Below are 24,991 nucleotides of genomic sequence, written 5' to 3'. Positions count from 1 at the left end.
CCGTCCGGAGCCGCCGGACCCGGGCGGCGGGGCGGGGGCCTGCCGGGCGCGGGAGTACCCGCCGCCCGCTTCGCTGCGCGCGTTCACCGCGGCTGGTCCTCCCGCATCGGCACCCGCACGCCCCGCTCGGCCGCGACCTCTTTCGCGCGGTCGTAGCCGGCGTCCACGTGGCGGATGACGCCCATGCCGGGGTCGTTGGTGAGCACGCGCCGGATCTTCTCGGCGGCGAGCGGGGTGCCGTCGGCGACGGTGACCTGCCCGGCGTGGATGCTGCGGCCGATCCCGACGCCGCCGCCGTGGTGGATGGAGACCCAGGACGCGCCGGAGGCGACGTTGACCATGGCGTTGAGCAGCGGCCAGTCCGCGATGGCGTCGGAGCCGTCGAGCATGCCCTCGGTCTCCCGGTAGGGGGAGGCGACCGAGCCGGCGTCCAGGTGGTCGCGGCCGATCACGACCGGCGCCTTGAGGGTGCCGTCGGCGACCATCTCGTTGAAGCGCTCGCCGGCGCGGTCCCGCTCGCCGTGGCCGAGCCAGCAGATGCGGGCGGGCAGTCCCTGGAAGTGGACGCGCTCGCCGGCCAGCTTGATCCAGCGGGCCAGCGACTCGTTCTCCGGGAAGAGGTCGAGGATCGCCCGGTCGGTGTGGTGGATGTCGGCGGGGTCGCCGGACAGCGCGGCCCAGCGGAAGGGGCCCTTGCCCTCGCAGAACAGCGGGCGGATGTAGGCGGGCACGAAGCCCGGGAAGGCGAAGGCTCGCTCGTAGCCGGCGAGTTGGGCCTCGCCGCGGATGGAGTTGCCGTAGTCGAAGACCTCGGCGCCGGCGTCCTGGAAGCCGACCATGGCCGCCACGTGCCGGGCCATGGACTCGCGGGCCCGCAGGGTGAAGTCGGCCGGCTTCTCGGCCGCGTAGCGGGCCATGTCGTCGAAGTCCATGCCGAGCGGCAGGTAGGCGAGCGGGTCGTGCGCGGAGGTCTGGTCGGTGACGACGTCGATCGGCGCGCCCATCGCGAGCAGCTGCGGGACGGCCTCGGCGGCGTTGCCGAGGACGCCGATGGACAGCGGGCGGCGGGCGTCGCGGGCCTCGGTGGCCAGCCGGAGCGCATGGTCGAGGGAGTCGGCGCGTACGTCGAGGTAGCGGTGCTCGATCCGGCGGTCGATGGCGCGCGGGTCGCAGTCGACGCAGATCACCACGCCGCCGTTCATGGTCACGGCCAGCGGCTGGGCGCCGCCCATGCCGCCGAGCCCGGCGGTGAGGGTGATCGTGCCGGCCAGGGTGCCGCCGAAGCGCTTCTCGGCGACGGCGGCGAAGGTCTCGTAGGTGCCCTGCAGGATGCCCTGGGTACCGATGTAGATCCAGGAGCCGGCGGTCATCTGCCCGTACATGGTCAGGCCGAGCGCCTCCAGGCGGCGGAACTCCTCCCAGGTGGCCCAGTCGCCGACGAGGTTGGAGTTGGCGATCAGCACCCGCGGCGCCCACTCGTGGGTCTGCATGACGCCGACCGGGCGGCCTGACTGGACGAGCATGGTCTCGTCCTGCTTGAGGCCGCGCAGGGTGCGCACCATGGCGTCGAAGGAGTTCCAGTCCCGGGCGGCCCGGCCGGTGCCGCCGTAGACGACGAGCTGGTCGGGGTGCTCGGCGACTTCGGGGTCCAGGTTGTTCTGGAGCATCCGCAGCGCGGCCTCCTGCTGCCAACCCTGGGCGCTCAGTTCCGTGCCGCGCGGTGCGCGTACCGGCCTCGGTCCGGACATCGGGCAAGCCTCCTCGTGGTGGCGAAATATTCACATCCTTGCCCGCTGAATAGCCCTAGTCAACAGGACCCGGGTGGAAGTCCCGCCGGGCGGGATGGTGGGATGGCAGACATGACGGATGAGCTGGGGATACGGCGGGGGCACGCACTGCGTGCCGCGGTGGAGCGGGGGCTGGCCGGCGAGGCCGAACCCGTGGTCGGGCTGCTGGACGTCGCGGGCATCGCCGCCTCGGCGACGGCCCTGCGCGACGCGTTCGCCACCCCCGGGGTGAGCATCACGCACACCTTCGCCGTAAAGGCTGCCTCCCTCGTCCCGGTGCTCGGATTGCTCAACGCCTGCGGGCTCGGCGCGGAGGTGGCCAGTCCCGGCGAACTCGCGCTGGCCCGCGCGGCCGGCATCCCCGCGGAACGGATCGTGCTGGACTCCCCCGCCAAGACCGTCGCCGAACTGCGCGAGGCGCTCGCGCTCGGCATCGCGGTCAACGCGGACAACCCGCAGGAGCTGGCCCGGATCGACGCCCTGCGCGAGGCCGCGCCCTCCACCGCGCCCGTCGGCCTGCGGATCAACCCCCAGGTCGGCGGCGGCAGTATCGGGGCGATGAGCACCGCCACGGCCAGCTCGAAGTTCGGCGTGGCGCTGCGCGACGAGGGCGCGCTGGACTGGGTCCTGGAGGCGTATGCGCGCCGGCCGTGGCTCAACCGGCTGCACACGCACACCGGTTCGCAGGGGGTGCCGCTGGCGCTCATGGTCGAGGGGGTGCGGGCCGCCTACGAGCTGGCCGAGCGGATCAACGCGGCCGCCGGACGGCAGCAGGTCGACGCCCTCGACATCGGCGGCGGCCTGCCGGTGAACTTCGGCTCCGACGAGGCGATGCCGTCCTTCGCCGACTACGCCGACCTGCTGCGCAGCGAGATCCCCGGGCTCTTCGACGGCCGCTACGGCATCGTCACGGAGTTCGGCCGCTCGCTGCTCGCCAAGAGCGGGACCGTGCTGGCGCGAGTGGAGTACGCGAAGTCCGCGGGCGGGCGGCCGATCGCGGTCACCCACGCCGGCGCCCAGGTCGCCACCCGCACGGTGTTCGTGCCCGAGGCGTGGCCGATCCGGGTGCTCGCGCTGGATGCCAAGGGGGTGGAGAAGGGCGGCGAGCCGGTGGTCCAGGATGTGGCCGGACCGTGCTGCTTCGCCGGGGACCTCGTGGCCAAGGGGCGTTCGCTGCCGCTGCTCGAGCCCGGGGATCACGTGGCGCTGCTCGACACCGGGGCGTACTACTTCTCCAACCACTTCGCGTACAACTCGCTGCCGCGGCCCGCGGTGTACGGCTACCGCGTCCACCCGGACGGCGCCGTCGACTTCTCGCCCGTGCGGGCGGCCCAGACCCAGGAGGAGCTCCTCGCGGAGAGCGGTGCGGGGTTCCCCCCGTTGGGGCCCGCCTGACCCACCCGGCTGCCCCGGTCCGCCGGTGACGGGACCTTGCGGTCCGGCCGTGGTTGCCCGCGCAGTTCTCCCCCAGCCTGGCGGCTGGGTGGGGGTGCCCCCGGCGAAGCCAGGGGGAGTGCCCCCACGCGCCCCCTGGTTGGTGACCCTCTTTTCGCGGAGGGAGCCGCGCCAACCAAGGGGCGCGGGGAACTGCGCTCCCCCAGAGCTCCGCCTGGGAGGCACCCCCAACCCACCACCGGCAGGTGGTCCCTCAACCGGCAGGACCGGGCACCCTGGAGGGTCCAGGGCACCCCGGGCGCACCCTCAGCGGCGGCGCCCACCGCCGGGGGCCGCATCACCGGCGGCCGTCCCAGTGAGCTGATACAGCGCGGGATCCCCGTCGGGGCGGACCCAGAGGAGGGCGTCGCGGGAGCGTTCGAGGCGGGCCACGCGGCGGGAGCGTACCCACAGGCCCGCGCCGACCCCGCCCAGCAGCATCCCCGCCGCACAGGGCAGGACCGCATTCGCGGCGGCGGCGACCACGAAGGCGGCCACCAGCCACCAGCGGCGGCGACGCACCCAGGCCCGGGCGGTCACCTTGCGGTCCTGGAGGAACACGGACTTCGCGGCGCGGGAGGCGCCCTTGGCCCGTTCGCCGTGGCGGCCACCGCGGACGAGGGAGGCGATCACCGCGGCCAGCAGGAAGAGCACGACGCCCGCCATCACGCCGATCCGCCGGCCAGTCGGGCTGAACGTCACCGCGGTCCCCGGAATCGCGGCGATCACGCCCAGCCACCACAGCCAGGCCGCCGCCACGCGCACCGTCACCGCCACCCGCGCCAATGTGTAGGCCCCGCGCACCACGTCGCGCTCCCTCCGTCGTCGTCGCGGCCCGCCGTCCCGGTGGTACGGCGCCGTTGGCCACGCGCTGGGGAGGGAGATTACTGCGCCTTTCTCAGATTTTCGTTAAACCGAAAACCCGATCGGTCCGCTTTTCCACGCAACCATTTACCGACGCCGGCCGTCGCAGCAGGTGTTCGCCGTCGCGTCCAAGGGACTTGGGGGAAGATCCCGTGATGCCGCTCCGCACGCTCCTCACCCGGCGCCGCCCGGCCGCCGCGCTCACCGCCTGCGCGGTCGCGCTGCTCGGCGCCGTCGCGGTCGAGCCGTCCGCGCGCGCCGCCACGCAGCCCACGCTCCCGCTCGTCGCGGTCAGCACCGACGTGGGCCTGCCGCAGCCGGCCACCCCGGACGACCCGCCCCAGATCAGCTGGAGCCTGGCCGCCCCTGGCGACGGCACCGCCGTCACGGACGTCGACGTCACCCTCGACGTCTCCGGGATCAGCTCCTTCGCCGACGACGGCGGGCAGTGCCGGAACGACGTCTGCGAGTGGAAGACCGCCGCCTTGGGCGTCGGCGGCACCGGCGGCCTGGTCGAACTCAACGCCAAGGCGGGCGTCCCGCTCGGCACCACGGGCACGGCCGTGCTGTCCGGTACCGCGCAGGGCGCCGCGCTCACCCCGGTCACGGTGAAGGTGACCGTCGGCAGGGTCGGGCTGGTGGTCAACGACCTGCCGCCCGTCGGCCACGCCACGCCCGGCAGCACCCTGGACGCGGGCGTCACCGTCGCGAACACCGGCCAACTGCCCTCCGACGGTGTCGATCTGCGGCTGACCACCACCGAAGGGCTCGGATTCGCGCAGCACTTCTCCAACTGCGTCTACAGCCGGCAGACCATCGACAACGGCTATCCCTCCCTGACCGACGACGCGTTGTGCCACATCGCCACCATCGTCCAGCCGGGCGGGAAGTACCGGCTGTCCGGCCGGATCGGCATCGACGTCACCCCCCGGGCGCTGTGGGACCTGGTCCGGTACACGGCCGTCCCCGGTTCCGGAAGTGCGCCGACCGGCGACGGCAGCGGCCCGGTGCTCTCGCTCGTCCCGGACGGCGCCGCTCCCACCGGCGGCGAGGACTCCGCGGACTGGACGGTCGACACCGACAACACCGCCGACCTCGCGGCGGGCGGAGACACCGCCCGGGGCAGGCCCGGTGACCGGGTGGTGGTCACCGCCTCGATGCGCAGCGACGGCCCCGCCACCGTCGATGTCGAGACCAGCGACAACCAGCTCGGCGTGATGGTCGACATTCCGCACGGCACCACCGCGGTGAAGGTGCCCGGCGCGTGCAACCCCTGGGCGACGGACGGCCCGGGCCGGCCCGCCCTCGGCGCGCCCCGCTACATCTGCGCGGTCCAGCGCCCGTTCGAGGCGAACCAGGTGGTGCGGCTGCCGTTCACGCTGCGGATCGACGCCGGCGCGCCCGCCCTCGCCACCGGATCGGTGAAGGCCACCACCGTCTACGACCTCGGGCTGCCCTTCGACCCCGACCACGCGAACGACACCGCGCCGCTCACCGTGCACGTGCAGGGCGGCGCGACCACGCCCACCCCGTCGCCGTCGGCCGGCGGCGCGGGCGTGGGGGACGGCTCCGGCGGCAACCGGCCGAGCGCCCAGGCCGGCACCGGCCACACGCCCGGCACGGACGCGCACGCCACCGGCGGCGACGGCTCCCTCGCCACGACGGGCAACACCGGCACCTGGATCCTCACCTGGACCGGTGCCGCCGCCCTCGCCTTCGGCGGCGCCGCCTTCGCCCTCGCCCGCAGCCGCCGAACCCGCCGCACCGGCAACTGACCACACCGGCGACCGGCGCCCCCGCAGGGCCCGCGGGGATCACTCCATGAACACCCCGCGGGCCGCGGCACGCGCGTCGAACTCCTCCAACCGCGCCTGTGCGTCCGGCAGGTCGTCGCACATCGACTCCAGCAGCACCCGGCCCAGCAGCATCGGCGCGCACGCCGTGTCGAAGGCAAGACCCGTGCCGACGGCCGCGGGCAGCAGCAGGTCACTGTGCGCGGCCACCGGCGCGAACGCGCTGTCCGCGACGGTGACCACGGTGAGCCCGGCCGCCCGCGCGTACCCGAGCGCGTCGGCCACCTCCCGGGGGTGCCGGGGCAGCGCGAAGCACAGCAGCGCGCTCGCGCCCGCCCGCACCGCCGCGTCGATCCGGTCGGCGAGCATGGTGCCGCCCTCGTCCAGCAGCCGCACGTCCGGGTGCACCTTCGCGGCGAAGTACGCGAACCCGCGCGCCTGGGCACCCGCGGCCCGCAGTCCCAGCACCGGCAGCGGACGCGAACCGGCGAGCAGGGCCCCGGCCCTGGCCACGGGCGCCGGGTCGGCCAGCAGCTCGGCCAGGTGCCGCAGGTTCTCGATCTCGGCCTGCACTGCCTGCTGGTACTCGTTGTACGCGGTCGCGCCGACCTGGTCGGCTGCCGGTGCCACCTCGCGCAGGTGCCTGCGCAGGGCCGGGTAGCCGTCGAAGCCGAGGGCGACCGCGAACCGGGTCACGGACGGCTGGCTGACGCCCGCCAGCTCGGCCACCTCGACGCTCGACAGGAACGCCGCCTCGTCCGCCTTGCGCACCAGGCAGTGGGCGATGCGTCGCTGGGTCGGCGTCAGCCGGTGCGCCTCGAAGAGTTTCAGCAGCCGCGCGGACCCGCCGCTCCCGGCCGTCCCCGCACCACCGCCGGGTGCCTGCCCGCCGCCATCGGCAGACGCGCCGCCCACCTCGGCAGGCGTGCCGCCCGCTCCGTCCGCATCGCTCGCGCGACCCGCGGCGTCCGCCCCGTCAGCACTGCCCATGCCCGTCCGTCCCTGGTCCGAACCGCTCGGCGAGGTCCGCGCGCGGGCGGCCCGGTCGACCGGCCTATTCACAGGACATGACTCTGCATGAGCATATGCAGTCCGGCAAGCGCGGGTGCTCCCGAGCACTGCCAGTACGGATCACCGGCCTCGGCGTGCACCCCGTGGACCGCGACCGCCTCGACGAGCAGCGCCAGCACGTTGGCAACGCATATGCACAGCGCGAGGGTGCCCTGCCAGGTCTCGGCGCCGCGCGCGCCCACCCGGGACGCCGCCCGGAAGAGCAGCACGCACAGCACCGATCCGGCCACCCCGCACAGCAGCGCCGCGTAAGCCGCCGCGAACTGCGTCCACGGCACCGGCAACCGGTGGCACAGCGCCGCCGCCCGCCGGCCCTGCCGGTTGTCCAGCATCACCTCGGCCACCAGCATCGCCACGCCGAGCAGCGCGAGTCCCGGCGCCGCCAGCACCTGCCGCCGCCAACGCGCCGACGGCAGCTCCCACTCGGGCGGCTCCGGCCACGGCGGCGGTGGACCCGCTCGCCACTCCCGGTCGTGCTCCCCCGCCGAGCCGCCGTCCACGGCACGGATCGCTTCCCCCATCTCCGCCTCCCCCGGATCCTCCACGCCCTCGATGGACTCGATCACTCCGTCCCCCGGCGGGCCCGACCGCCACGTCGCCACGGCCTCGCGGACAGCACGTCCCCACTCCGGGAACCCCCGGCGCCCCGGTCCCGGGAACCGCGGACCGGCCACACCAGGCGGCCGCACCCGGTGGGCACGCACCGCCCGCAGCGGACCGCCCCGAACCGGTCACTCTCCGCAATCACCCACCGCTCTGCCAGCGTAGCCGAAGGGCCGGACAGGCGGTTCCCCGCCTGTCCGGCCCCTGTGGACAACTCCCGGCCGGCTAGCGCCGCCGTCCGCTCTCGTCCAGTTCCGGCGCACCGTACGGGTCCGTGCCGCCGCCCGCGGCGACCACGCCGCCCTGCGGGCCGGCACCGCGGTCCGCGTGCCCCGGCCACCAGGCGGCGTGCCCGATCAGCGCGGTGAGGCTCGGCGTGAAGAACATCGCCATCACGAACGCGGCGACCACGATGCCGAAGGCGATCGCGAAGCCCATCTCGGTGAGGAAGGAGTTCCCCGACAGCATCAGGGTCGCGAAGGTCGCGGCCAGGATGAAACCGGCCGAGGCGATCGTGGGACCGGCGTGCCGCAGCGCCTCCGCGGCGGCCTCGCGTGGCTCCCGGCCCTCGCGGGCCTCCTCCCGGAGCCGGGCGATCATCAGGATGTTGTAGTCCGTTCCGATCGCCACCACGAACAGGTACATGATGATCGGCAGCAGGAAGATCAACCCGTCGCCGCGGCCGAAGATCAGCACCGTGGCGCCGAGCGTCGCGCCGAACCCGAGGGCCACCGAGGCGATCAGGTACCAGGGCGCCACGATACTGCGCAGCAGGAGCCCCAGGATCACCATGATCAGGATCGCGGCCACCGGGAAGACCGTGCGGTAGTCGTGGTTCACGGCCGCGTTGATGTCCCGGTAGATCGAGGACGTGCCGCCGACCACCGCCTCGGTTCCGGGCGGAGCGTTGTCCTTGGCGGTCGTCCGGACGTCGCCGACGGCCGAGATGGCCTTGTCGCTGGCGCCGGAGTACTTCAGCGTCAGGTTGAACAGGGCCGTGGTCCGGTCCTTGCTCAGCCCGGTCTTCTGGTCGAAGGTCGCGCTGGCGACGCCGTCGGCCTGCGCCAGCTTGTCCTTGTACGCGGTGAAGTCCACACCGGTCAGCGGCTTGTGGTCGGTCCGGGTGAGGAAGACGGAGGTCGGGTCGGCCGCACCGGCGGAGAACGCCTTCTTCATGGTGTCCTGGACGACCATCGACTCCTTGGTCTTGGGGATGGACCCGGAGGCGAGGTCGTAGTCGGCCTTGTAGCCGAGAGTGCCGAGCGCCAGCAGCACCATCACCAGGCCGGAGACGATCGCGACCCACCCGGACTTGCCGCCGACCATCCGGCCGATCGAGGTGAAGCGGGTACCGGTCGGCTCCTGGCCCCACTTCTTGCCGGGCCAGAACAGCGCCCTCGGCGGGATCAGCGAGCAGATCGCCGGGAAGAGGGTCAGACCCGCGATCAGGGTGACCGCGACCAGGATGGCGAGCGCCGGGCCGAGCTGGGTGAGGAAGCCCAGGGTCGACAGGGACAGCGCCAGGAAGGAGATGATCACCGCGCCGGCCGCCGAGGCGATGGCCTCGCCGACCCGGGTGACGCTGTTGACCATCGCTTCCTTGGGGTCGTCACCCAGCCGCAGCCGTTCTCGGTAGCGGAACATGAGGAACAGGAAGTAGTCCGTGCCGACACCCAGCACCACCACGATCAGCAGCGCCGAGATGGAGCTGTTGGCCTGGAGGCCGAAGAGCTTGGTGGCGTAGGAGATCAGGCCGTTGGAGGTGGTGAACACCAGGCCCATCAGGATGACCAGCGGCATGATCGCAATCAGTGGGGACCTGAAGATGATCAGCAGCGTGATGATGATGATGAGCAGTGAGCCGACCAGGGCGACGGCGTCCGAGGAGTTGCCCGCGTCCTGCTGGTCGAGGTTCTGCGCGGCCTGACCGCCGACCAGGACCTTCAGCTGGGTGCCCTTGGCGAGGTCGGCGGAGTCCGCGCGCAGCGCCTTGGCCGCGTCGGCCTGCTTGGGCTGCCCGTCGGACTTCTTGTCCATCTGGACCAGCGCGGTCTTGTACTTGTGGTCGCCGGACTCCGAACCCGTGATGACCTTCTGCACCTGGTCGATGTGCTTGTTGCCCAGGGCCGTGGTGATCCGGCTGATGTCCGCCTTGTCGGCAGCGGTCAGCGGCGCGTTGTCGGTCCGCTGGTAGAGGACGATCGCCGACGGCGTGAACGCCGACGGGAACGCCTTCTCCTGCAGGTCCAGCGCCTTGATCGACTGGTAGCTGCTCGGCAGGAAGCTGCTCTCGTCGCTGTTGGACGGCAGGCTCGGCGCGGTGGCGACGATCGCGATGGCTGCGACGAGCCACGCGACGATCGTCCATACGGGATGGCGGACGACGGCGCGTCCGATGCGGTGGAACATGCGGTGCTGCCTCCATGGCAGGACGTATCACCGCCACCCTTTGGAGCGGTACCCGGGTATCGGCGACCCGGGCGACGCGCAAGACGTCGCCCGGAGGTTTTCGTATGGGTGGGTTGTGAGACAGATCTTACTTGCCGTCCGGCTAGCGGCAAGCTCCGCCCCCGGGGCGTCCCGCAGGCCGGCCCCGACGGCGGGAGGACCAGGCATCTGTACCCCGGTCACATCGGGGGCAGCAACCGCTTTTGCGGCTTCCCCATGGCATTGCGCGGTAGTTCGGCCAGGAATCGGACCCGCCGTGGGCGCTTGTGCACGGACAGCCGGGCGGAGACGAAGTCGGTGAGTTCGGTCGCGCTCACCCCGTCGGCGACCACGTAGGCGACGATCTCCTGCCCCAGGTCGGTGTGCGGCGCGCCGACCACCGCCGCCTCGCGTACCGCCGGATGGGCCAGCAGCGCGTTCTCCACCTCGCCCGCGCCGACCCGGTAGCCGCCGGACTTGATCAGGTCGGTGGACGCGCGCCCGACGATCCGGTGCGTGCCGTCCTCCTCGACGGACGCGATGTCGCCGGTGCGGAACCAGCCGTCCTCGGTGTACGACGCCGCGGTGGCCTCCGGGCGGCCGAGGTACCCGTCGAAGAGGGTGGGACCGGTGAGCTGGAGTTCCCCGATGCCGTCCGCGGACTCCGCGATCCTGGTGGCGATCCCGGGCAGCGGGGTGCCGACCGCGCCCGGGCGGCGCGGCCCGTCCGCCCGGGCGCTGACGGTGATCAGCGTCTCTGTCATGCCGTAGCGCTCGACCGGCTCGTGCCCGGTCAGGCCTGCCAGGGCGGTGAAGACCGGCGCGGGCAGCGGTGCGCTGCCGGAGACCAGCAGTCGCGCGCCGGACAGCGCGCGGGCGGCCGCCTCGTCGCGCGCCACCCGGTGCCACACGGTGGGCACCCCGAAGTAGAGGCTGCCGCCGGCCGCCGCGTACGCCGCCGGGGTGGGACGGCCGGTGTGCACCAGGCGGCTGCCGACGCGGAGCGCGCCGAGCACGCCGAGCACCAGGCCGTGCACGTGGAACAGCGGCAGGCCGTGCACCAGGGTGTCGTCGGCCGTCCACTGCCAGGCCTGCGCCAAGGCGTCGAGGTCGGCGGCGATGGCGTCCCGCGAGACCATGACGCCCTTGGGCGGGCCGGTCGTCCCCGAGGTGTAGAGGACCAGCGCGGGCCGCTCCGGCGCCTGGTCGGTCCGCTCCGCGACGTCGGCCCGCTCCGCGAAGTCGACGGCCACCAGTTCCGCGCCGGAGTCCCGCAGCACGTGGGCGCGTTCGTCCGCACCCGCGTCCGGCGCCAGCGGCACCACCGGCACCCCGGCCAGCAGCCCGCCGACCACCGCCGCGACCGTCTCCAGCGACGCGTCGGCCTCCACCGCGAAGGCCGGCATCCCCGCCACCCGGCGGGCCACCGCGCCCGCCGCGCCGAGCAGCTCCTCGTAGCCGCACGCCTTGCCGTCCACCCGCAGCGCGTCCGGACGGTCCGGCCCGCCGTGCAGAGCAGTGAGCAGCGGCACCGTTGACATGGAATCCTCCTACGGGACGGTCCGCCCCCGGGAAAACCGGGGGCTAGCCCCAGTGTCGCCCAGCCGCCCTGCCTCTTACGGTTTCCCTTATGGATGCCCGCGACCCGGAACTCAGGAAAGAACTCTCCGCCACCCTTGAGGCGCGCAAGGCCCTGGGCGAGGAGTACGAGTCGGAACTGGTCGACTCGTTCATGGAAAAAGTGACCGACCGGCTGGACAGCCGCGTCGAGCAGCGGGTACGCCGCGAGTTGGCCCAGCAGCAGACGTCGTCCGCCCGCGCCGACCGGCGCCCGATCGGGCCGCCGCAGAGCAATCCCCGCTTCGCGCGCTACGGCTTCGCCGGCTTCACGCTGATCGCCGCGATCCCGCTCTCCGCGATCGGCGCGGTGAACGGGGGCACCGCGGGGCTCCTCATCACCTGGGCCGGCATCGTCGGCGTCAACCTCGCCCAGGGCCTGGGCAGTTTCCTCTCCCCCCGCGACCGCCACCCCGACAAGGACGACTGGTCCTGACCCCGCCTCAGCCCCGGCCCGCCCCCAGCTCCTCCGAGCCTGCCCTCCACCTCCCCCCGGAGTAGCCGGAGGGCACCCTCCCCCCGGGTCGCGAGCGAGCCAAAGGGCGCGCCGGTGTCGAAAGGTGGGGGTACCTCCCAGGCGAAGCCCTTGGGGAGCCCTGGGGGAGCCCGGAGACGAGAGAGCCTCAAAAAAAGGGGGCGAGGACCGCCGCACCCCCGGGCATCGCTGCCGGGGGGCGGGACGACGGCGGTCCTCGCCGGGACGCGGGCCGGGTCAGGGCCGGGCCGTACGCGTCCAGGGTCACCATGGAGTCCGGGAGCCGCTCCGGAAGCCTTGGCGCCACTCGGGTGCCGGTGCGGCCGGTGAACCGGCCGCGCTTTCGACGTGACCCAATCTGCCGGACCCGTGTTAAGCGCGTGCTGCGCGGACGTGTCGCGGGTGTACCAGTTCGCGGAACCCGCCGCGACCTCCCGAGCCCGCCCTCGGGAGGGCCCGGGGACGGCTCAGGCGCCGGCGTGCCCGGCGAGGAAGGCGAGCAGGTCCTGCCTGCTCACGACGTTGGTCGGCTTCCCCTCCACCAGCACGATCGCCGCGTCCGCGTTCTCCAGCACCGTCATCAGGTCGCCGACCGGCTCGCCCGAGCCGACCTGCGGCAGCGGGGGGCACAGGTGCTTGTCGAGCGGGTCGTCGAGGTTCGCGCGCTTGCTGAACAGCGCGTGCAGCAACTCGCGTTCGACCACCGAGCCGATCACCTCGGCCGCCATGACGTCGGGGTGCCCGGCGCCGGGCTTGACCACGGGCATCTGCGAGACGCCGTACTCGCGCAGCACCTCGATGGCCTGGCCGACGGTCTCGTCGGGGTGCATGTGGACCAGGTTGGGCAGGCCGCCGTCCTTGTGCGCGAGCACGTCGACGACCCGGGGCTCGCCCTCGTTCTCGTCGAGGAAGCCGTGCGAGCTCATCCACTCGTCGCTGAAGATCTTCGACAGGTAGCCGCGGCCGCTGTCGGGCAGCAGGACCACGACCACGTCGTCCGGGCCGAGCCGGGACGCCACCTCCAGCGCGGCGACGACCGCCATGCCGCAGGAGCCGCCGACGAGCAGGCCCTCCTCGCGGGCGAGCCGGCGGGTCATCTGGAAGGAGTCCTTGTCGGAGACGGCCACGATCTCGTCGGCCACCTCGCGGTCGTAGGCGGTCGGCCAGAAGTCCTCGCCGACCCCCTCGACCAGGTACGGGCGCCCGGAGCCACCGCTGTAGACGGAGCCCTCGGGGTCGGCGCCGATCACCCGGACCCGGCCCTCGCTGGCGTCCTTGAGGTACCGCCCGGTGCCGGAGATGGTGCCGCCGGTGCCGACGCCGGCCACGAAGTGGGTGATCCGCCCGTCGGTCTGCTTCCACAGCTCGGGACCGGTGGAGTGGTAGTGCGACAGCGGGTTGTTCGGGTTGCTGTACTGGTCCGGCTTCCAGGCGTTGGGCGTCTCGCGCACCAGCCGGTCGGACACGTTGTAGTACGAGTCGGGGTGGCTGGGGTCGACGGCGGTCGGGCAGACCACGACCTCGGCACCGTAGGCCCGCATGACGTTGATCTTGTCCGTCGAGACCTTGTCCGGGCAGACGAAGATGCAGTGGTAGCCCTTGCGCTGGGCGACCATCGCCAGGCCGACACCGGTGTTGCCGGAGGTGGGCTCCACGATGGTGCCGCCGGGGCGCAGCTGGCCGCTCTCCTCGGCTGCCTCGATCATCCGCAGGGCGATGCGGTCCTTGACCGAGCCTCCGGGGTTGAAGTACTCGACCTTCGCGAGGACGGTCGCCTTGATTCCTGCGGTCACGCTGTTGAGCCTCACCAGCGGGGTGTTGCCGACGAGGCTGATCATCGAGTCGTGAAACTGCACCGTGTGTCTCCGGGTTCTCCGTGATGGTGGCACCAGCCCACCCAGGTTAGGGCCTGCCGAAACGCGGACGCTGCGATCGGCGTTCACCTGGGTAGTGGTGTCTCGCGTGGTGCGCGGCGCGGCGGGTCGGTGCACGGTATCGGCAGCCGGCGGGAGACCGTGGGTGCGGGGCACTGGGCGGTGTCCCGACATTCCGGAGAACCAGAGCGTCAAACGGCCAGACAGCCAGACAGCCAGAAAGGGGCCGACTCGATGTCCAGGGCGAGGGTGGCACGGCGGATCGCGACCGCCGCGGCGTTCGGCGGCGGCGGGATCAGCCTGCTGGGAGGGGCCGCGGTGGGGGTCCTGCTGACGGAGGCCCGGCTGGCGAAGCGCATGGTCGGCGGATCGGACGGCGTGCCGCCCCGGGCGGACGGGCGCTACGGGTCGGCGTTCGCGCACCGCACCGACGAGGCCGCGCTGCGGCTGGTCTTCCTGGGTGATTCCATCGCGGCGGGCCTGGGGGTGCGGCGGGCCCGGGAGACGCCGGGCGCGCTGCTCGCCTCGGGGCTGGCGGCGGTGGCCGAGCGCCCGGTGAAGCTGGAGAACGTGGCGCTGCCCGGGGCGAAGTCCGACGACCTGGACCGGCAGGTGTCGCTGCTGCTGGACTCCTCGCTGCCGCTGCCGGACGTGGCCGTGGTCATCATCGGCGCCAACGACGTGACCCGCCGGATGCCGCTGGCGGCCTCGGTGCGGCTGCTGTCGGACGCGGTGCGGCGGCTGCGCGACACCGGCGCCGAGGTGGTGGTCGGCACCTGCCCGGACCTGGGGTCGGTGGAGCCGGTCTACCAGCCGCTGCGCTGGCTGGCCCGGCGGGCGAGCCGGCAGCTCGCGGCGGCGCAGACCATCGCGGTGGTGGGCCTGGGCGGACGGACGGTCTCGCTGGGCGACCTGCTGGGCCCGGAGTTCGAGGCCCGGCCGCGCGAGCTGTTCGGCCCGGACAACTTCCATCCCTCGGCCGAGGGGTACGCGACCGCGGCGATGGCGATCCTGCCCACGCTGTGCGCGACGCTCGGGCTGTGGCCGGAGGCCGACGAGCGGCCGGACGCGCGGCGCGGCGAGGGCTTCCTGCCGGTCGCGGAGGCCGCGGCCGAGGCGGCGTCGGAGGCCGGTACGGAGGTGACGGCCGCGCATGCCGTCTCGTCCGGGCCGCGCGGGCGCTGGGCGCTGATGAAGCGGCGCCGGCGGCGCCCGGTGGAGCAGGAGCACCCGCAGAACGACAGCGGGGACCCGGGCGACGCGTCCCCGGAGGGCGCGGCCCGCCGCGGAGCGTGACCGCCGGCGGCCGTGCCCGGCAAGGGGCAGGGCTGCTCCCCGCGGAGTACGGCGCGGAGTACGGACAGCTCCGCCGGGCCCTTCCGCAGGGGCGCCGCGGCCTCCTGCGGGCATGCGGACGCGCTCAGTTGAGGAGGCGATCTCCCCTGGTGAGCGCGCCGGGCGGGCCGGGCAGGCCGTCCGGATCATGGGCACGCCAGAACCTTTGTGAAACTCTTCACATGAAGTTCCCGCCCAGCGGGCCGACTTTCCCAGGCTCCGGGCCCCAAATCCCCCTGAATCCCTGGGCCGTCCGTGGGTCCGGGGTGTTACGGGAGTGAGTGCGGCAGCGGGCGGGCCGGCGATCCACGCTGCTCAGCGCCGTGTATAACGGCTGGTGGCCCGATGGGGCGTCGCGCCACGGCGACGAACCCGGCCATGAAGGTGCGCAGTGTAGCAGAGGGTGTCCATACCCTTGTGAAGGGGCTCACGAGGTACCCCCCTGGGCGTACTGGATACTCGAACCATGAGCACCACGGAGCGTCCACGGATTCTCGTAGTAGGCGGCGGTTACGTCGGCCTGTACGCGGCGCGCCGCATCATGAAGAAGATGCGGTACGGCGAGGCGACCGTCACGGTCGTCGACCCGCGCTCGTACATGACGTACCAGCCCTTCCTTCCCGAAACCGCAGCAGGCAGCATCTCCCCGCGGCATGTCGTCGTCCCGCTGCGACGCGTGCTGCCCGGGGTCGAGGTGCTCACCGGCCGGGTCACCACCATCGACCAGGACCGCAAGGTCGCCGCGGTCGAGCCCCTGGTGGGCGAGTCGTACGAGCTGCCCTTCGACTACCTGGTGATCGCGCTCGGCGCGGTCTCCCGCACCTTCCCGATCCCGGGCCTGGCCGAGAACGGCATCGGAATGAAGGGCGTGGAGGAGGCCATCGGCCTTCGCAACCACGTCCTGGAGCAGCTCGACAAGGCCGACTCGACCACCGACGAGGAGATCCGCCGCAAGGCGCTCACCTTCGTCTTCGTCGGCGGCGGCTTCGCCGGTGCGGAGACCATCGGCGAGGTCGAGGACATGGCCCGCGACGCGGCGGCCTACTACCCGAACGTGAAGCGCGAGGACATGCGCTTCATCCTCGTCGACGCGGCCGACAAGATCCTCCCGGAGGTCGGCCCGCAGCTCGGCAAGTGGGGCCTGGAGCACCTCCAGGAGCGCGGCATCGAGATCTACCTCAGCACCTCGATGAAGAGTTGTGTCGACAAGCACGTGGTGCTCGCCAACGGACTTGAGGTCGACGCTTCCACCATCGTGTGGACGGCCGGCGTGAAGCCGAACCCGGCACTGGCCAGGTTCGGCCTGCCGCTGGGCCCGCGGGGCCACGTGGACACCGCCACCACCCTCCAGGTGCAGGGCACCGACTACATCTGGGCCGCGGGCGACAACGCCCAGGTCCCGGACCTGGCCGCGGGCGAGGGCGCCTGGTGCCCGCCGAACGCCCAGCACGCGCTGCGCCAGGCGAAGGTGCTCGGCGACAACGTGGTCTCCGGGATGCGCGGCTTCCCGCAGCAGGACTACAAGCACGCGAACAAGGGCGCGGTCGCGGGGCTGGGCCTGCACAAGGGCGTCGCGATGATCGTGGTCGGCAAGACCAGGATCAAGTTCAAGGGCCGGATCGCCTGGTACATGCACCGCGGCTACCACGGCCTCGCGGTGCCGACCTGGAACCGCAAGATCCGGGTCTTCGCCGACTGGACGCTCGGCATGTTCCTCAAGCGCGAGGTCGTCTCGCTCGGCGCGATCGAGAACCCCCGCGAGGAGTTCTACGAGGCAGCGCGGCCGATCCCGGCGCCCGCCGCCGAGAAGCGTGCCGGCAGCAGCGAGGCCGGCGCCGCCGAGAAGGTCGCCTCCTAGCGGGGCGTCAGCAGGAGCGCGCAAGCAGCGAAGGGCGCCCGCCATCCGTGGTGCGGGCGCCCTTCCGCATGCCCGGGCGCCTTCACGATGCCGGCCCCTGCTCCTTCGGCGTTGCCCGGGCTCCTCCGGCGATGCCCGCCCGGCTCCTTCGACGGCGTCCGGCCGGGCAGTTCCCGCGCGTTCGCCCGGGCCACTTCCGGATGTCCGGACGCACCGCGCCCGGCACCACCGCGGGCCGGCGCGATGCCCCGCCGGACCCGCGAGCGGCCCCTTCCGGCCCAACTGCGTGTATCCACAACGTAGATTTCCGCGTCAGGCGCCTCAAGTGCGATTTTCAGTCGTACGCTCGGATTTATGGCTGACGCGGCACATCGCATCCTCGAACTCGCCGACCACGCTCTCTCCAGCCCGTTCCCGCTGCGCGTCCGCGCCTGGGACGGCAGCGAGACCGGGCCGGCCGGCGCACCCGTACTCGTCTTCAGAAAGCGCCGGGCACTGCGCCGGCTGCTGTGGCGGCCAGGTGAACTCGGCCTGGCCAGAGCGTGGGTGGCCGGCGACCTCGATGTCGACGGCGACCTCTACACCGCGCTCGACACGCTCTCCGGGCTGATCTGGGAGCGCGGCGAGTCCGATCCGGCGGCCGGCCGGGCCGAGAACGTCCGGCAGGCCGTCGCCGCGCTGCGCAACCCGGTGACCTACCGGCTCGCCCGCAGCGTGCTGTCACTGGCCGGCCCGGGGCTGCCGCCCGCCCCGCCGCCCGAGGAGGTGCGCCGGCGCACCGGCATCGCGCACACCAAGCGCCGCGACAAGGAGGCGATCTCCCACCACTACGACGTCGGGAACGCCTTCTACGAGATCGTGCTCGGCCCGTCCATGGTGTACTCGTGCGCGCTGTGGGGCGACGCCGAGGGCGCGTCGGACGCCGTGGCGGACGCCGTCGTCGAGGACGCGACCGCCGCCCGGGCCCGCGCCGCGGATGCCGCGACTGCAAGTGCAGCCGCCCACCGGTCCGTCGAGGGCACCGATCCGGTCGGCGCCGCGGAGGTCACCCTGGAGCAGGCGCAGTACGCCAAACTCGATCTCGTCTGCCGCAAGCTGGGGCTGCGCGAGGGCCAGCGGCTGCTGGACGTCGGCTGCGGCTGGGGCTCCATGGCGCTGCACGCCGCCGGGCACTACGGGGTGCGGGTCACCGGGGTGACCCTGTCGGTGGAGCAGGCCGCCTTCGCGCGCAAGCGGATCGCGGAGGCCGGGCTCACCGACCGGATCGAGATCCGGGTACAGGACTACCGCGACGTCAGGGACGGTCCGTACGACGCGATCTCGTCGATCGGGATGGCCGAGCACGTCGGCAGCGAGCGCTACCTGGAGTACGCCCGGACCCTGTACGCACTGCTCAGGCCGGGCGGCCGGCTGCTGAACCACCAGATCGCCCGCCGCCCGCTGCGCCAGGAGGAGGAGTACCGGGTCGACGAGTTCATCGACCGCTACGTCTTCCCGGACGGCGAACTCTCCCCGGTGGGCACCACGGTGGGCCGGCTGGAGGAGGCGGGCTTCGAGGTGCGGGACGTCGAGGCGCTGCGCGAGCACTACGGCCGCACCCTGCGCTCCTGGGTGGCGAACCTGGAGGCGCACTGGAAGGAGGCGGTGGCCGCGACCAGCGCCGGACGGGCCCGGGTGTGGCGGCTCTACATGGCCGCGTCCGCGCTGTCCTTCGAGCGCAACCACATCGGTGTGAACCAGGTGATGGCGGTCCGCACCGACCCCGCGGGCCGGGCCGGGCTGCCGGCCACCCGGTCCGGGTGGCTGTCGTGACGCGTGGCCCCGCGCGGGTCGCGACGGGCCCGGCAGACGATTGCGGAGAGCGATTTCACGTCACTTCTGCGTGAGACGTGATGCTGCTGGGAAAGCCGCCTGTGGTGCGACGGGACCATGGGCGGCTCCCTGACGCCGCGTCAGTAACCCCTAAAATAAGACAACATGGCTACTTAGACGCCCTGTTCACGTCTCCCAACCCGGATACGCTTTTGTCTGCGCCCCGCCGGCCCGGATGGTGGAACGCAGACACGGCGAGCTTAAACCTCGCTGCCCCTCGAGGGCGTGCCGGTTCAAGTCCGGCTCCGGGCACTCTCCCCCGACAGCAGCGCTGACGTGGGAGAACGTCCGGTCTTCGTCGTAGCGTCGTGTCGGTTCCGGCGCACCGTGGGTGGCACGGTGCGCCTTCTGCGTGTTCAGGCCGCGGTGGCGCGGCCGTCGAGCGCTGTGGTCACCTCGGCCCACAGGCCGAGGAGCCGTACGTATTCCGCCGTCCGTTCGACACTGCTGGGCCGTTCCATGAGTCGCCTGATCTGATGGTTGATCCTGGCCACCTTCGGGGACGCGGCATCCACGGCAAGTGAGGGTGGGTGCACGCTCCCACCCTAGGCAGACCCGGATAAACGCCGGATATACGGCCAATTCCCGCGCCCGGTTCGTTCGGGTGAACACCCGGCCTCCCCGCGTAACCCTCCCGCGCCGACGGACCGTTGACGGGGAGGTGATGCCCCGGATCTGCGGGGCGACGGCACGGGTGGGACGAATGGGAGGCGCGGAGTGGACGCGGACGTCGTGGTGGTGGGGGCCGGGCCGGTGGGATTGCTGCTGGCCGCGGAACTGGAGCTGGCCGGGGCGCAGGCGCTGGTGGTGGAGAGGCTCGCCGAGCCGTCACGGGAGCCCCGGGCGCGGGGCGTCGGGCCGCTGGCCGCCGAGGCGCTGCAACGCCGCGGGCTGGGCGCGCGGCTGGACGCCTTCCATCCGCGGGGCCGGGCGGACCGGGCGCGCGACCACGGGTCGGAGAAGGGGCACTTCGGCTGGATCCACAAGATCGACCAGGAGATGCAGGACGAGCCGCACCGCACCGGCGTCCTCATCGCGCAGCCCGACCTGGAGCGGGTGCTCGCCGAACACCTCGACCGGCTGGGCGGGAAGGCGCTCCGCGCGCACCAGGTGACCGCGCTGGAGGAGGACGGGGACGGCGTCACCGTCGTGTGCGGGGCCCCCGGCGGCGAACTCCGCCTGCGGGCGGCCTACGTGGTGGGCTGCGACGGCGGGCGGTCCACCGTGCGCAAGCTGGCCGGCTTCCCCTTCCCCGGCACCGGGCCGCTCATGACGGCCCGCCGGGCCGACGCCGACGTGCTCTGCCCGGCCGGGCTGCCACCGGTCGGCCGCACCCCGACCGGCACCCTGTTCCACGCCCCGGGCGCCGTAGGCACCTTCGACTTCGAGGAGGCCGAGGTCGACCCGCGCTCCCCGGTCACCACGCGGGAACTGGAGGCCAGCCTGTGCCGGGTGGCCGGCACCGAGGTGACCGTGACCGCACTGCGCGGCGCCACCCGCTTCACCGACCAGGCCCGCCTGGTGCCGTCCTACCGGCTCGGCCGGGTGCTGCTCGCCGGGGACGCCGCCCACGTCCACTCGCCCAACGGCGGCCAGGGGCTGACCCTCGGTCTGCTGGACGCCGCCAACCTGGGCTGGAAGCTGGCCGCCGCGGTGGACGGGCGGCCCGGACTGCTGGACAGCTACACCGCCGAGCGCCGCCCGGCGGCCGAGGCCGTCCTGCACAACACGCGGGCCCAGTCCGCCCTGATGCGGCCGGGCCCCCACACGGACGCGCTGCGGGACATCGTCGCCGAGCTCATGGACCTCCCCGACGTCAACCGGTACTTCGGCCGGATGCTCAACGGCCTGGGCACGCGGTATCCGCTGCCGGAGGCGGGGCCGGACGCCCACCCGGCGGTCGGCACGCACTGTCCCGACCTGGTGCTGACGGCGCCCCGGACCGGCGGGGCCGACCGAGCCGCCGGGGCGTCGCTCTACGCGCTGACCGAGCGGGGCGGCAGCGTGCTGGTGCACACCGACGGCGCGGGCCTGCCGCCGACGGCCGTGGAACGGGAGGGCACAGACCGGGAGAGCCCAGACCGGGAGAGCGCGGTCACCGTGGTCCGGGTCGGCGCGATCGGCGGCGGGGAGCTGTCCGCCGTCCTCCTGCGCCCGGACGGCGTGGTCGCCTGGGCCGCGGCGGCCGGCGCGCCCGCCGACCCCGCCGGCCTCGACCGCGCCCTGCGCACCTGGTGCGCGCCGGTGTGAACCGCTCCCCGCGACGGCCCTGCGGCGCCCGGCGCGGGCCCCTCCAGAGGCGGACGGTCGAGGCTCCATCGAGCCTCCGGCGGCAGTCCAGCGGTCCCCGACCGCCCGGCGGCATGCTCGGCCGGTGGTACCGGTCGGCGAAGGGCGGGGTTCGGACATGGACGGCAACTCGCACTGCCGCAGGCGGCTGCGGGCGCTCGCACGCGCCATCATGCGCACGCTGATCTCCTACGGTTCGCTGTACGTCGCGGACCCCGAGGGCAAGGCGACGCTGGGCGACATGCTGGCGCGCGGGCCCGAGCGGGACGCGCCGCCGCCCCCGGACGACCCGCGGCCCGGCCACCCCGAGCGGATCCGTCCCGACATCCCCCTGACGGAGCTCGAACGGCGGTTGAGCCGGGAGCTGTTCCCGGTGCGGTTCGACTGGCCCGAGGACTGACCGCGGGGCACCCGCGGACCGACCGCGAGAAGGGCGCCGCACCGCGCGGACCACACCGGGGAGCGGTGCGGCCCGCGCGGTGCGGCGCCTTCTGCGTTCCGGTACCGCGGCGCCGTTCAGGCCGTCGCCGGCGCCCGGTAGAGGTCGTCGCGGACCGCGATCGACCGGTTGCCGAAGGCCAGTTGGTGGAGCACCTTCCGGTAGACGGGGGTCCGGGAGACCACCGCCGCGGCCTTGGGGCGTACCACCGAGGCGATCCCCTGGGTGGAGAGCATCATCTTGGCCTGGAGGTGCTGGATCCTCAGGATGCGGTCCACGTCGCGCCGCCGCTCCGCCGCATAGCGCTCCAGGGGCTCCGCACCGTCGTCCCCGGAGTCCAGGGCGGCCAGGAGTGCGGGGTGGGCCGCCACCGCGTCCTGGATCGCCAGGTTGATGCCCTGGGCGCCGATCGGGCCGTGGGTGTGCGCGCTGTCGCCGAGCAGCAGCAGGCCGGGGCGCACCCACTGCCGTGCCGTCCCGGAGAAGACGTCGAGCAGGGAGAGGTCCTTGAAGGAGGTGATCTCCGCGGCGATCTGCTCGGCCCGGTCCGGGACGGCCGCGCCGAGGCGCTCCTTGATCCGGTCCAGCCCCGAGGCGGCCAGCTCCTGGTAGCTCTTGTGCGGGAGGGTCCAGCCGATCTGCACCATCCCCGGGTGGGCGGCGTACGACAGCGCCGGGTTGCCGCCGGCCCGGAAGATCCGCACGTTCCTCGGGCGGTCGTCGTGCGCCGGGAGCTTGAACCACAGCACGTCCTGCTCGAACGCCTCCAGCCGGTCGTACGGGATGCCGGCCAGCTGCCGGACCTTGGAGTAACGGCCGTCGGCCGCGACGATCCACCGGGCGTACACCGTGCGGTCCCCGCCGGGCCCGCGGCCGATGACGCCGTGCACCTGCCGCGAGGAGTCCTCGATCAGCGTGGAGCAGCGGGTGGCGGGGAGGTACTCGAAGCCGTCGTGGCCGGAGCAGGCGGCGAGCAGTTCCTCCAGCACGTGCCGCTGGGGGATGCTGAGCAGGCAGTTGAACGGTCCGGGCAGCCGGCGGTAGTCGCCGTTGATCAGCACCCGGCCCCGCTCCTCCAGCAGGAACCGGTCGTGCTCGTATCCGCCCCGCTCGCGGGCGCCGTCGAGCACGCCGAGGTCGTGCAGCAGCGCCTGACCGCCCGGCTGGAGGATCTCGCCGCGGTACTCGCGGTCCAGGCCGGCCGCCTTCTCCATGACGGCGACGCGTACGCCGGAGCGCAGCAGCAGGAGGGCGAGCGTCAGGCCGGCCGGCCCACCGCCGATCACCAGGACGTCGGTACGTGTGTCCATCACCCCTCCGTCTCAGACGTCGAGCGTGACGTCGTAGGCGGTCAGCCAGGAGTTGAGCCACAGGGCCATCTCCAGGCTGCCGCGGTCGTAGGGCAGGCTGACGTCGCGCAGCGGCCGGTCGGCGACGCCGGCCGCGCGGGAGCGGTCCAGCAGCGGGAGGACCGGGGCGTCGGGATCGGCGAGCACAGCCGCCAGTTCGGTCCGCAGCACCTGCTCGTACCCCGGGTCCTGAGTGGCCGGGTAGGGGCTCTTGACGCGCTCCAGCACCGAGCGCGGCAGCAGGTCGGCGGCGGCCGCCCGCAGCAGGCTCTTCTCCCGGCCGTCGAACGACTTCATCGCCCACGGGGTGTTGAAGACGTACTCGACCAGCCGGTGGTCGCAGAAGGGCACCCGGACCTCCAGTCCGACGCCCATGCTCATCCGGTCCTTGCGGTCCAGCAGCGTGTTCACGAAACGGGTCAGGTTGAGGTAGCCGACCTTGCGCATCATCCGGTCCTCGGCCCCCTCGCCCGGCAGCGTCGGGCACTCGGCCATCGCCTCGTGGTAGCGGGCCGCACGGTAGCCGGGGATGTCGATCTTCTCCAGGAACCCCTTGTCCAGGAGGGCCAGCCCGCCGAAGTAGCGGGCCGAACCCGCGGTGAGCCAGGGGAAGGTGTCGGCGCCGACCGCCTTGGGATTGCGGAACCACCGGTAGCCGCCGAAGAGTTCGTCGGCCGCCTCGCCGGACAGCGCCACCGTGGAGTGCTGCTTCACCGCGCGGAAGAGCAGGTAGAGGGAGGGCCACATGTCGCCCCAGAAGGCGGGCGGCTGGTCGACCGCGGTCAGCACGGCGGCCCGCAGGACGGGGTCGGTGAGCTGGTCGCTGTCGAGGATGACCTCGGTGTGCTGCGACCCGACGTGCTCGGCGAGGTCGCGGACGAAGGGCGCGTCCCGGCCGCCGCGCACCGCGTCGGGCGCGAACCCTTCGTCGGCGTGCGTGAAGTCGACGGAGAACGAACGGACCGCGCCGGTGCCCTGCGCCGCCGACGCGCGGGCCGCGAGCGCGGTCACCGTGGAGGAGTCCAGGCCGCCCGAGAGCAGCATGCACAGCGGCACGTCGGAGACCATCTGCCGGGCGACGATGTCCTCCAGCAGGCCGCGCACGGTCGCCACGGTGGTGTGCAGGTCGTCGGTGTGCTCGCGGGCCTCCAGCCGCCAGTAGGCGCTCTTGCGCAGGCCCCGCCGGCTGACCCGGACCATGTGGCCGGGCCGGACCTCGGCCATCCCGTCGAAGACCGCCACCTCGGGGGTCTTCACCATGTCGAGGACCTCGCACAGGCCCTGGCGGGAGACCCGGCGCGGCGCACGGGGGTTGGCGAGGATCGCCTTGGGCTCGGAGCCGAACAGCACGCCGTGCTCGGTGGGCAGGTAGAACAGCGGTTTGACGCCCATCCGGTCGCGCAGCAGCATCAGTTCCTCGGTGCGGGTGTCCCAGACGGCCAGCGCGAACATGCCGTTGAGCCGCTCCGGCAGCCGCTCGCCCCACTGGAGGTAGCCGCGCAGCACGACCTCCGTGTCGCTGTCGGTCCGGAACCGGTGGCCGCGCGCGATCAGCTCGGCCCGCAGCTCGCGGTAGTTGTAGACCTCGCCGCAGAAGGTGAGCGCCGCCAGCGTGCGGCCCTCGTCGTCCTCCGCCGTCATGGGCTGGCGGCCGCCCTCGAGGTCGATCACGGCGAGCCGGCGGTGGCCGAGCGCCGCGTGATGGTCGATCCACACGCCCTCGGCGTCCGGCCCGCGGCAGGCCATGGTCCTCGTCATCCGCTCCACCACGGAGGAGTCGGCGGCGAGGTTCCGGTCGAAGTCGATCCATCCTGCTATGCCACACATCACGGTCTCCCTCAGAGGTCAGGCGCCGCCCGGCGGCACCGCGTCCGGATGGTCCGGCGCGGTGCGCGGGCGGCGTC

18 protein-coding genes and 1 tRNA gene are annotated in these 24,991 nt (G+C 73.2%); 9 read left to right on the top strand and 10 right to left on the bottom strand.

Translation table 11 applies throughout. The features are described 5' to 3' along the window. Positions 1–83 precede the first annotated feature (83 nt). A complete protein-coding gene (gene hutU, locus C4U44_RS37605) occupies positions 84–1,748 on the bottom strand; it encodes a urocanate hydratase (RefSeq protein ID WP_103890617.1) in 1,665 nt (554 codons plus the stop codon). Between the two features lie 111 nt (positions 1,749–1,859). On the opposite strand from hutU, the gene C4U44_RS37600 reads away from it, so the two are divergent. Beyond that, complete coding sequence (locus C4U44_RS37600) at positions 1,860–3,182, top strand: type III PLP-dependent enzyme domain-containing protein (protein ID WP_103890616.1); 1,323 nt, start codon at positions 1,860–1,862, stop codon at positions 3,180–3,182. A gap of 306 nt (positions 3,183–3,488) precedes the next feature. Here C4U44_RS37600 and C4U44_RS37595 read toward each other — a convergent pair whose 3' ends face one another. Further along, positions 3,489–4,028 carry a hypothetical protein gene (locus C4U44_RS37595; RefSeq protein WP_103890615.1) on the bottom strand — a complete coding sequence of 180 codons (540 nt, stop codon included), beginning with the start codon at positions 4,026–4,028 and terminating at the stop codon, positions 3,489–3,491. A gap of 212 nt (positions 4,029–4,240) precedes the next feature. Here C4U44_RS37595 and C4U44_RS37590 point away from each other — a divergent pair, with 212 nt between their 5' ends. Continuing rightward, positions 4,241–5,860, top strand: coding sequence for a COG1361 family protein (locus C4U44_RS37590; protein ID WP_103890614.1), 1,620 nt, complete (start codon positions 4,241–4,243; stop codon positions 5,858–5,860). 39 nt (positions 5,861–5,899) lie between these two features. Here C4U44_RS37590 and C4U44_RS37585 read toward each other — a convergent pair whose 3' ends face one another. The 4 genes from C4U44_RS37585 to C4U44_RS37570 all read right to left on the bottom strand — a co-directional run bounded on the left by C4U44_RS37585 (position 5,900) and on the right by C4U44_RS37570 (position 11,520). After that, entirely contained in the window at positions 5,900–6,868 is a 969-nt protein-coding gene (locus C4U44_RS37585) for a MurR/RpiR family transcriptional regulator (RefSeq protein WP_103890613.1), read from the bottom strand. Between the two features lie 68 nt (positions 6,869–6,936). Then, a complete protein-coding gene (locus C4U44_RS37580) occupies positions 6,937–7,470 on the bottom strand; it encodes a hypothetical protein (RefSeq protein WP_146088436.1) in 534 nt (177 codons plus the stop codon). Positions 7,471–7,777: 307 nt separating this feature from the next. Beyond that, entirely contained in the window at positions 7,778–9,961 is a 2,184-nt protein-coding gene (locus C4U44_RS37575; protein WP_103890611.1) for an MMPL family transporter, read from the bottom strand. 218 nt (positions 9,962–10,179) lie between these two features. Beyond that, on the bottom strand, positions 10,180–11,520 hold the full coding sequence (locus C4U44_RS37570) for an AMP-binding protein (protein ID WP_200823546.1): 1,341 nt from the start codon (positions 11,518–11,520) through the stop codon (positions 10,180–10,182). A gap of 89 nt (positions 11,521–11,609) precedes the next feature. Here C4U44_RS37570 and C4U44_RS37565 point away from each other — a divergent pair, with 89 nt between their 5' ends. Beyond that, positions 11,610–12,032, top strand: a complete 423-nt coding sequence (locus C4U44_RS37565; protein WP_103890609.1) for a hypothetical protein — start codon at positions 11,610–11,612, stop codon at positions 12,030–12,032. A gap of 506 nt (positions 12,033–12,538) precedes the next feature. Here the strand turns inward: C4U44_RS37565 and C4U44_RS37560 are convergent. Beyond that, positions 12,539–13,927 carry a cystathionine beta-synthase gene (locus C4U44_RS37560; protein WP_103890608.1) on the bottom strand — a complete coding sequence of 463 codons (1,389 nt, stop codon included), beginning with the start codon at positions 13,925–13,927 and terminating at the stop codon, positions 12,539–12,541. Positions 13,928–14,179: 252 nt separating this feature from the next. On the opposite strand from C4U44_RS37560, the gene C4U44_RS37555 reads away from it, so the two are divergent. The 4 genes from C4U44_RS37555 to C4U44_RS37540 all read left to right on the top strand — a co-directional run bounded on the left by C4U44_RS37555 (position 14,180) and on the right by C4U44_RS37540 (position 19,262). Next, a complete protein-coding gene (locus C4U44_RS37555) occupies positions 14,180–15,241 on the top strand; it encodes an SGNH/GDSL hydrolase family protein (protein ID WP_103890607.1) in 1,062 nt (353 codons plus the stop codon). A gap of 505 nt (positions 15,242–15,746) precedes the next feature. Continuing rightward, a complete protein-coding gene (locus tag C4U44_RS37550) occupies positions 15,747–17,138 on the top strand; it encodes an NAD(P)/FAD-dependent oxidoreductase (protein WP_103890606.1) in 1,392 nt (463 codons plus the stop codon). A 354-nt stretch (positions 17,139–17,492) separates the two neighbouring features. Next, positions 17,493–18,950: an SAM-dependent methyltransferase gene (locus C4U44_RS37545; RefSeq protein WP_103890605.1), complete on the top strand. Its 1,458-nt coding sequence runs from the start codon at positions 17,493–17,495 to the stop codon at positions 18,948–18,950. Positions 18,951–19,179: 229 nt separating this feature from the next. Then, positions 19,180–19,262, top strand: a tRNA-Leu gene (locus C4U44_RS37540). A 104-nt stretch (positions 19,263–19,366) separates the two neighbouring features. On the opposite strand, the gene C4U44_RS41765 is transcribed toward C4U44_RS37540, so the two are convergent. Then, positions 19,367–19,525: a hypothetical protein gene (locus tag C4U44_RS41765; RefSeq protein ID WP_160145191.1), complete on the bottom strand. Its 159-nt coding sequence runs from the start codon at positions 19,523–19,525 to the stop codon at positions 19,367–19,369. 202 nt (positions 19,526–19,727) lie between these two features. Here C4U44_RS41765 and C4U44_RS37535 point away from each other — a divergent pair, with 202 nt between their 5' ends. Continuing rightward, positions 19,728–21,260 (top strand): FAD-dependent monooxygenase, encoded by a 1,533-nt coding sequence (locus C4U44_RS37535; RefSeq protein WP_103890604.1) that lies wholly within the window; start codon positions 19,728–19,730, stop codon positions 21,258–21,260. Between the two features lie 157 nt (positions 21,261–21,417). Continuing rightward, on the top strand, positions 21,418–21,699 hold the full coding sequence (locus C4U44_RS37530; protein WP_103890603.1) for a DUF6059 family protein: 282 nt from the start codon (positions 21,418–21,420) through the stop codon (positions 21,697–21,699). Positions 21,700–21,815: 116 nt separating this feature from the next. On the opposite strand, the gene C4U44_RS37525 is transcribed toward C4U44_RS37530, so the two are convergent. Then, a complete protein-coding gene (locus C4U44_RS37525; RefSeq protein ID WP_103890602.1) occupies positions 21,816–23,048 on the bottom strand; it encodes an FAD-dependent monooxygenase in 1,233 nt (410 codons plus the stop codon). 12 nt (positions 23,049–23,060) lie between these two features. Next, positions 23,061–24,914: an asparagine synthase (glutamine-hydrolyzing) gene (gene asnB / locus C4U44_RS37520; RefSeq protein WP_103890601.1), complete on the bottom strand. Its 1,854-nt coding sequence runs from the start codon at positions 24,912–24,914 to the stop codon at positions 23,061–23,063. Positions 24,915–24,991: the final 77 nt, after the last annotated feature.

Origin of the sequence: Actinacidiphila yanglinensis (assembly GCF_900107965.1) — a bacterium.
Lineage (GTDB): Bacteria > Actinomycetota > Actinomycetes > Streptomycetales > Streptomycetaceae > Actinacidiphila > Actinacidiphila yanglinensis.
The sequence above is the reverse complement of the archived record's forward strand: the minus strand, read 5'-3'. Positions and strand labels throughout refer to the sequence as shown.

Excerpts from the sequence above, each read along its gene's own strand:
- hutU (WP_103890617.1), bottom strand. The coding sequence starts at position 1,748 with ATGTCCGGACCGAGGCCGGTACGCGCACCGCGCGGCACGGAACTGAGC.
- C4U44_RS37600 (WP_103890616.1), top strand. The coding sequence starts at position 1,860 with ATGACGGATGAGCTGGGGATACGGCGGGGGCACGCACTGCGTGCCGCG.
- C4U44_RS37590 (WP_103890614.1), top strand. The coding sequence starts at position 4,241 with ATGCCGCTCCGCACGCTCCTCACCCGGCGCCGCCCGGCCGCCGCGCTC.
- C4U44_RS37585 (WP_103890613.1), bottom strand. The coding sequence starts at position 6,868 with ATGGGCAGTGCTGACGGGGCGGACGCCGCGGGTCGCGCGAGCGATGCG.
- C4U44_RS37580 (WP_146088436.1), bottom strand. The coding sequence starts at position 7,470 with ATGGGGGAAGCGATCCGTGCCGTGGACGGCGGCTCGGCGGGGGAGCAC.
- C4U44_RS37575 (WP_103890611.1), bottom strand. The coding sequence starts at position 9,961 with ATGTTCCACCGCATCGGACGCGCCGTCGTCCGCCATCCCGTATGGACG.
- C4U44_RS37570 (WP_200823546.1), bottom strand. The coding sequence starts at position 11,520 with ATGTCAACGGTGCCGCTGCTCACTGCTCTGCACGGCGGGCCGGACCGT.
- C4U44_RS37565 (WP_103890609.1), top strand. The coding sequence starts at position 11,610 with ATGGATGCCCGCGACCCGGAACTCAGGAAAGAACTCTCCGCCACCCTT.
- C4U44_RS37555 (WP_103890607.1), top strand. The coding sequence starts at position 14,180 with ATGTCCAGGGCGAGGGTGGCACGGCGGATCGCGACCGCCGCGGCGTTC.
- C4U44_RS37550 (WP_103890606.1), top strand. The coding sequence starts at position 15,747 with ATGAGCACCACGGAGCGTCCACGGATTCTCGTAGTAGGCGGCGGTTAC.
- C4U44_RS37545 (WP_103890605.1), top strand. The coding sequence starts at position 17,493 with ATGGCTGACGCGGCACATCGCATCCTCGAACTCGCCGACCACGCTCTC.
- C4U44_RS37530 (WP_103890603.1), top strand. The coding sequence starts at position 21,418 with ATGGACGGCAACTCGCACTGCCGCAGGCGGCTGCGGGCGCTCGCACGC.
- C4U44_RS37525 (WP_103890602.1), bottom strand. The coding sequence starts at position 23,048 with ATGGACACACGTACCGACGTCCTGGTGATCGGCGGTGGGCCGGCCGGC.
- asnB (WP_103890601.1), bottom strand. The coding sequence starts at position 24,914 with ATGTGTGGCATAGCAGGATGGATCGACTTCGACCGGAACCTCGCCGCC.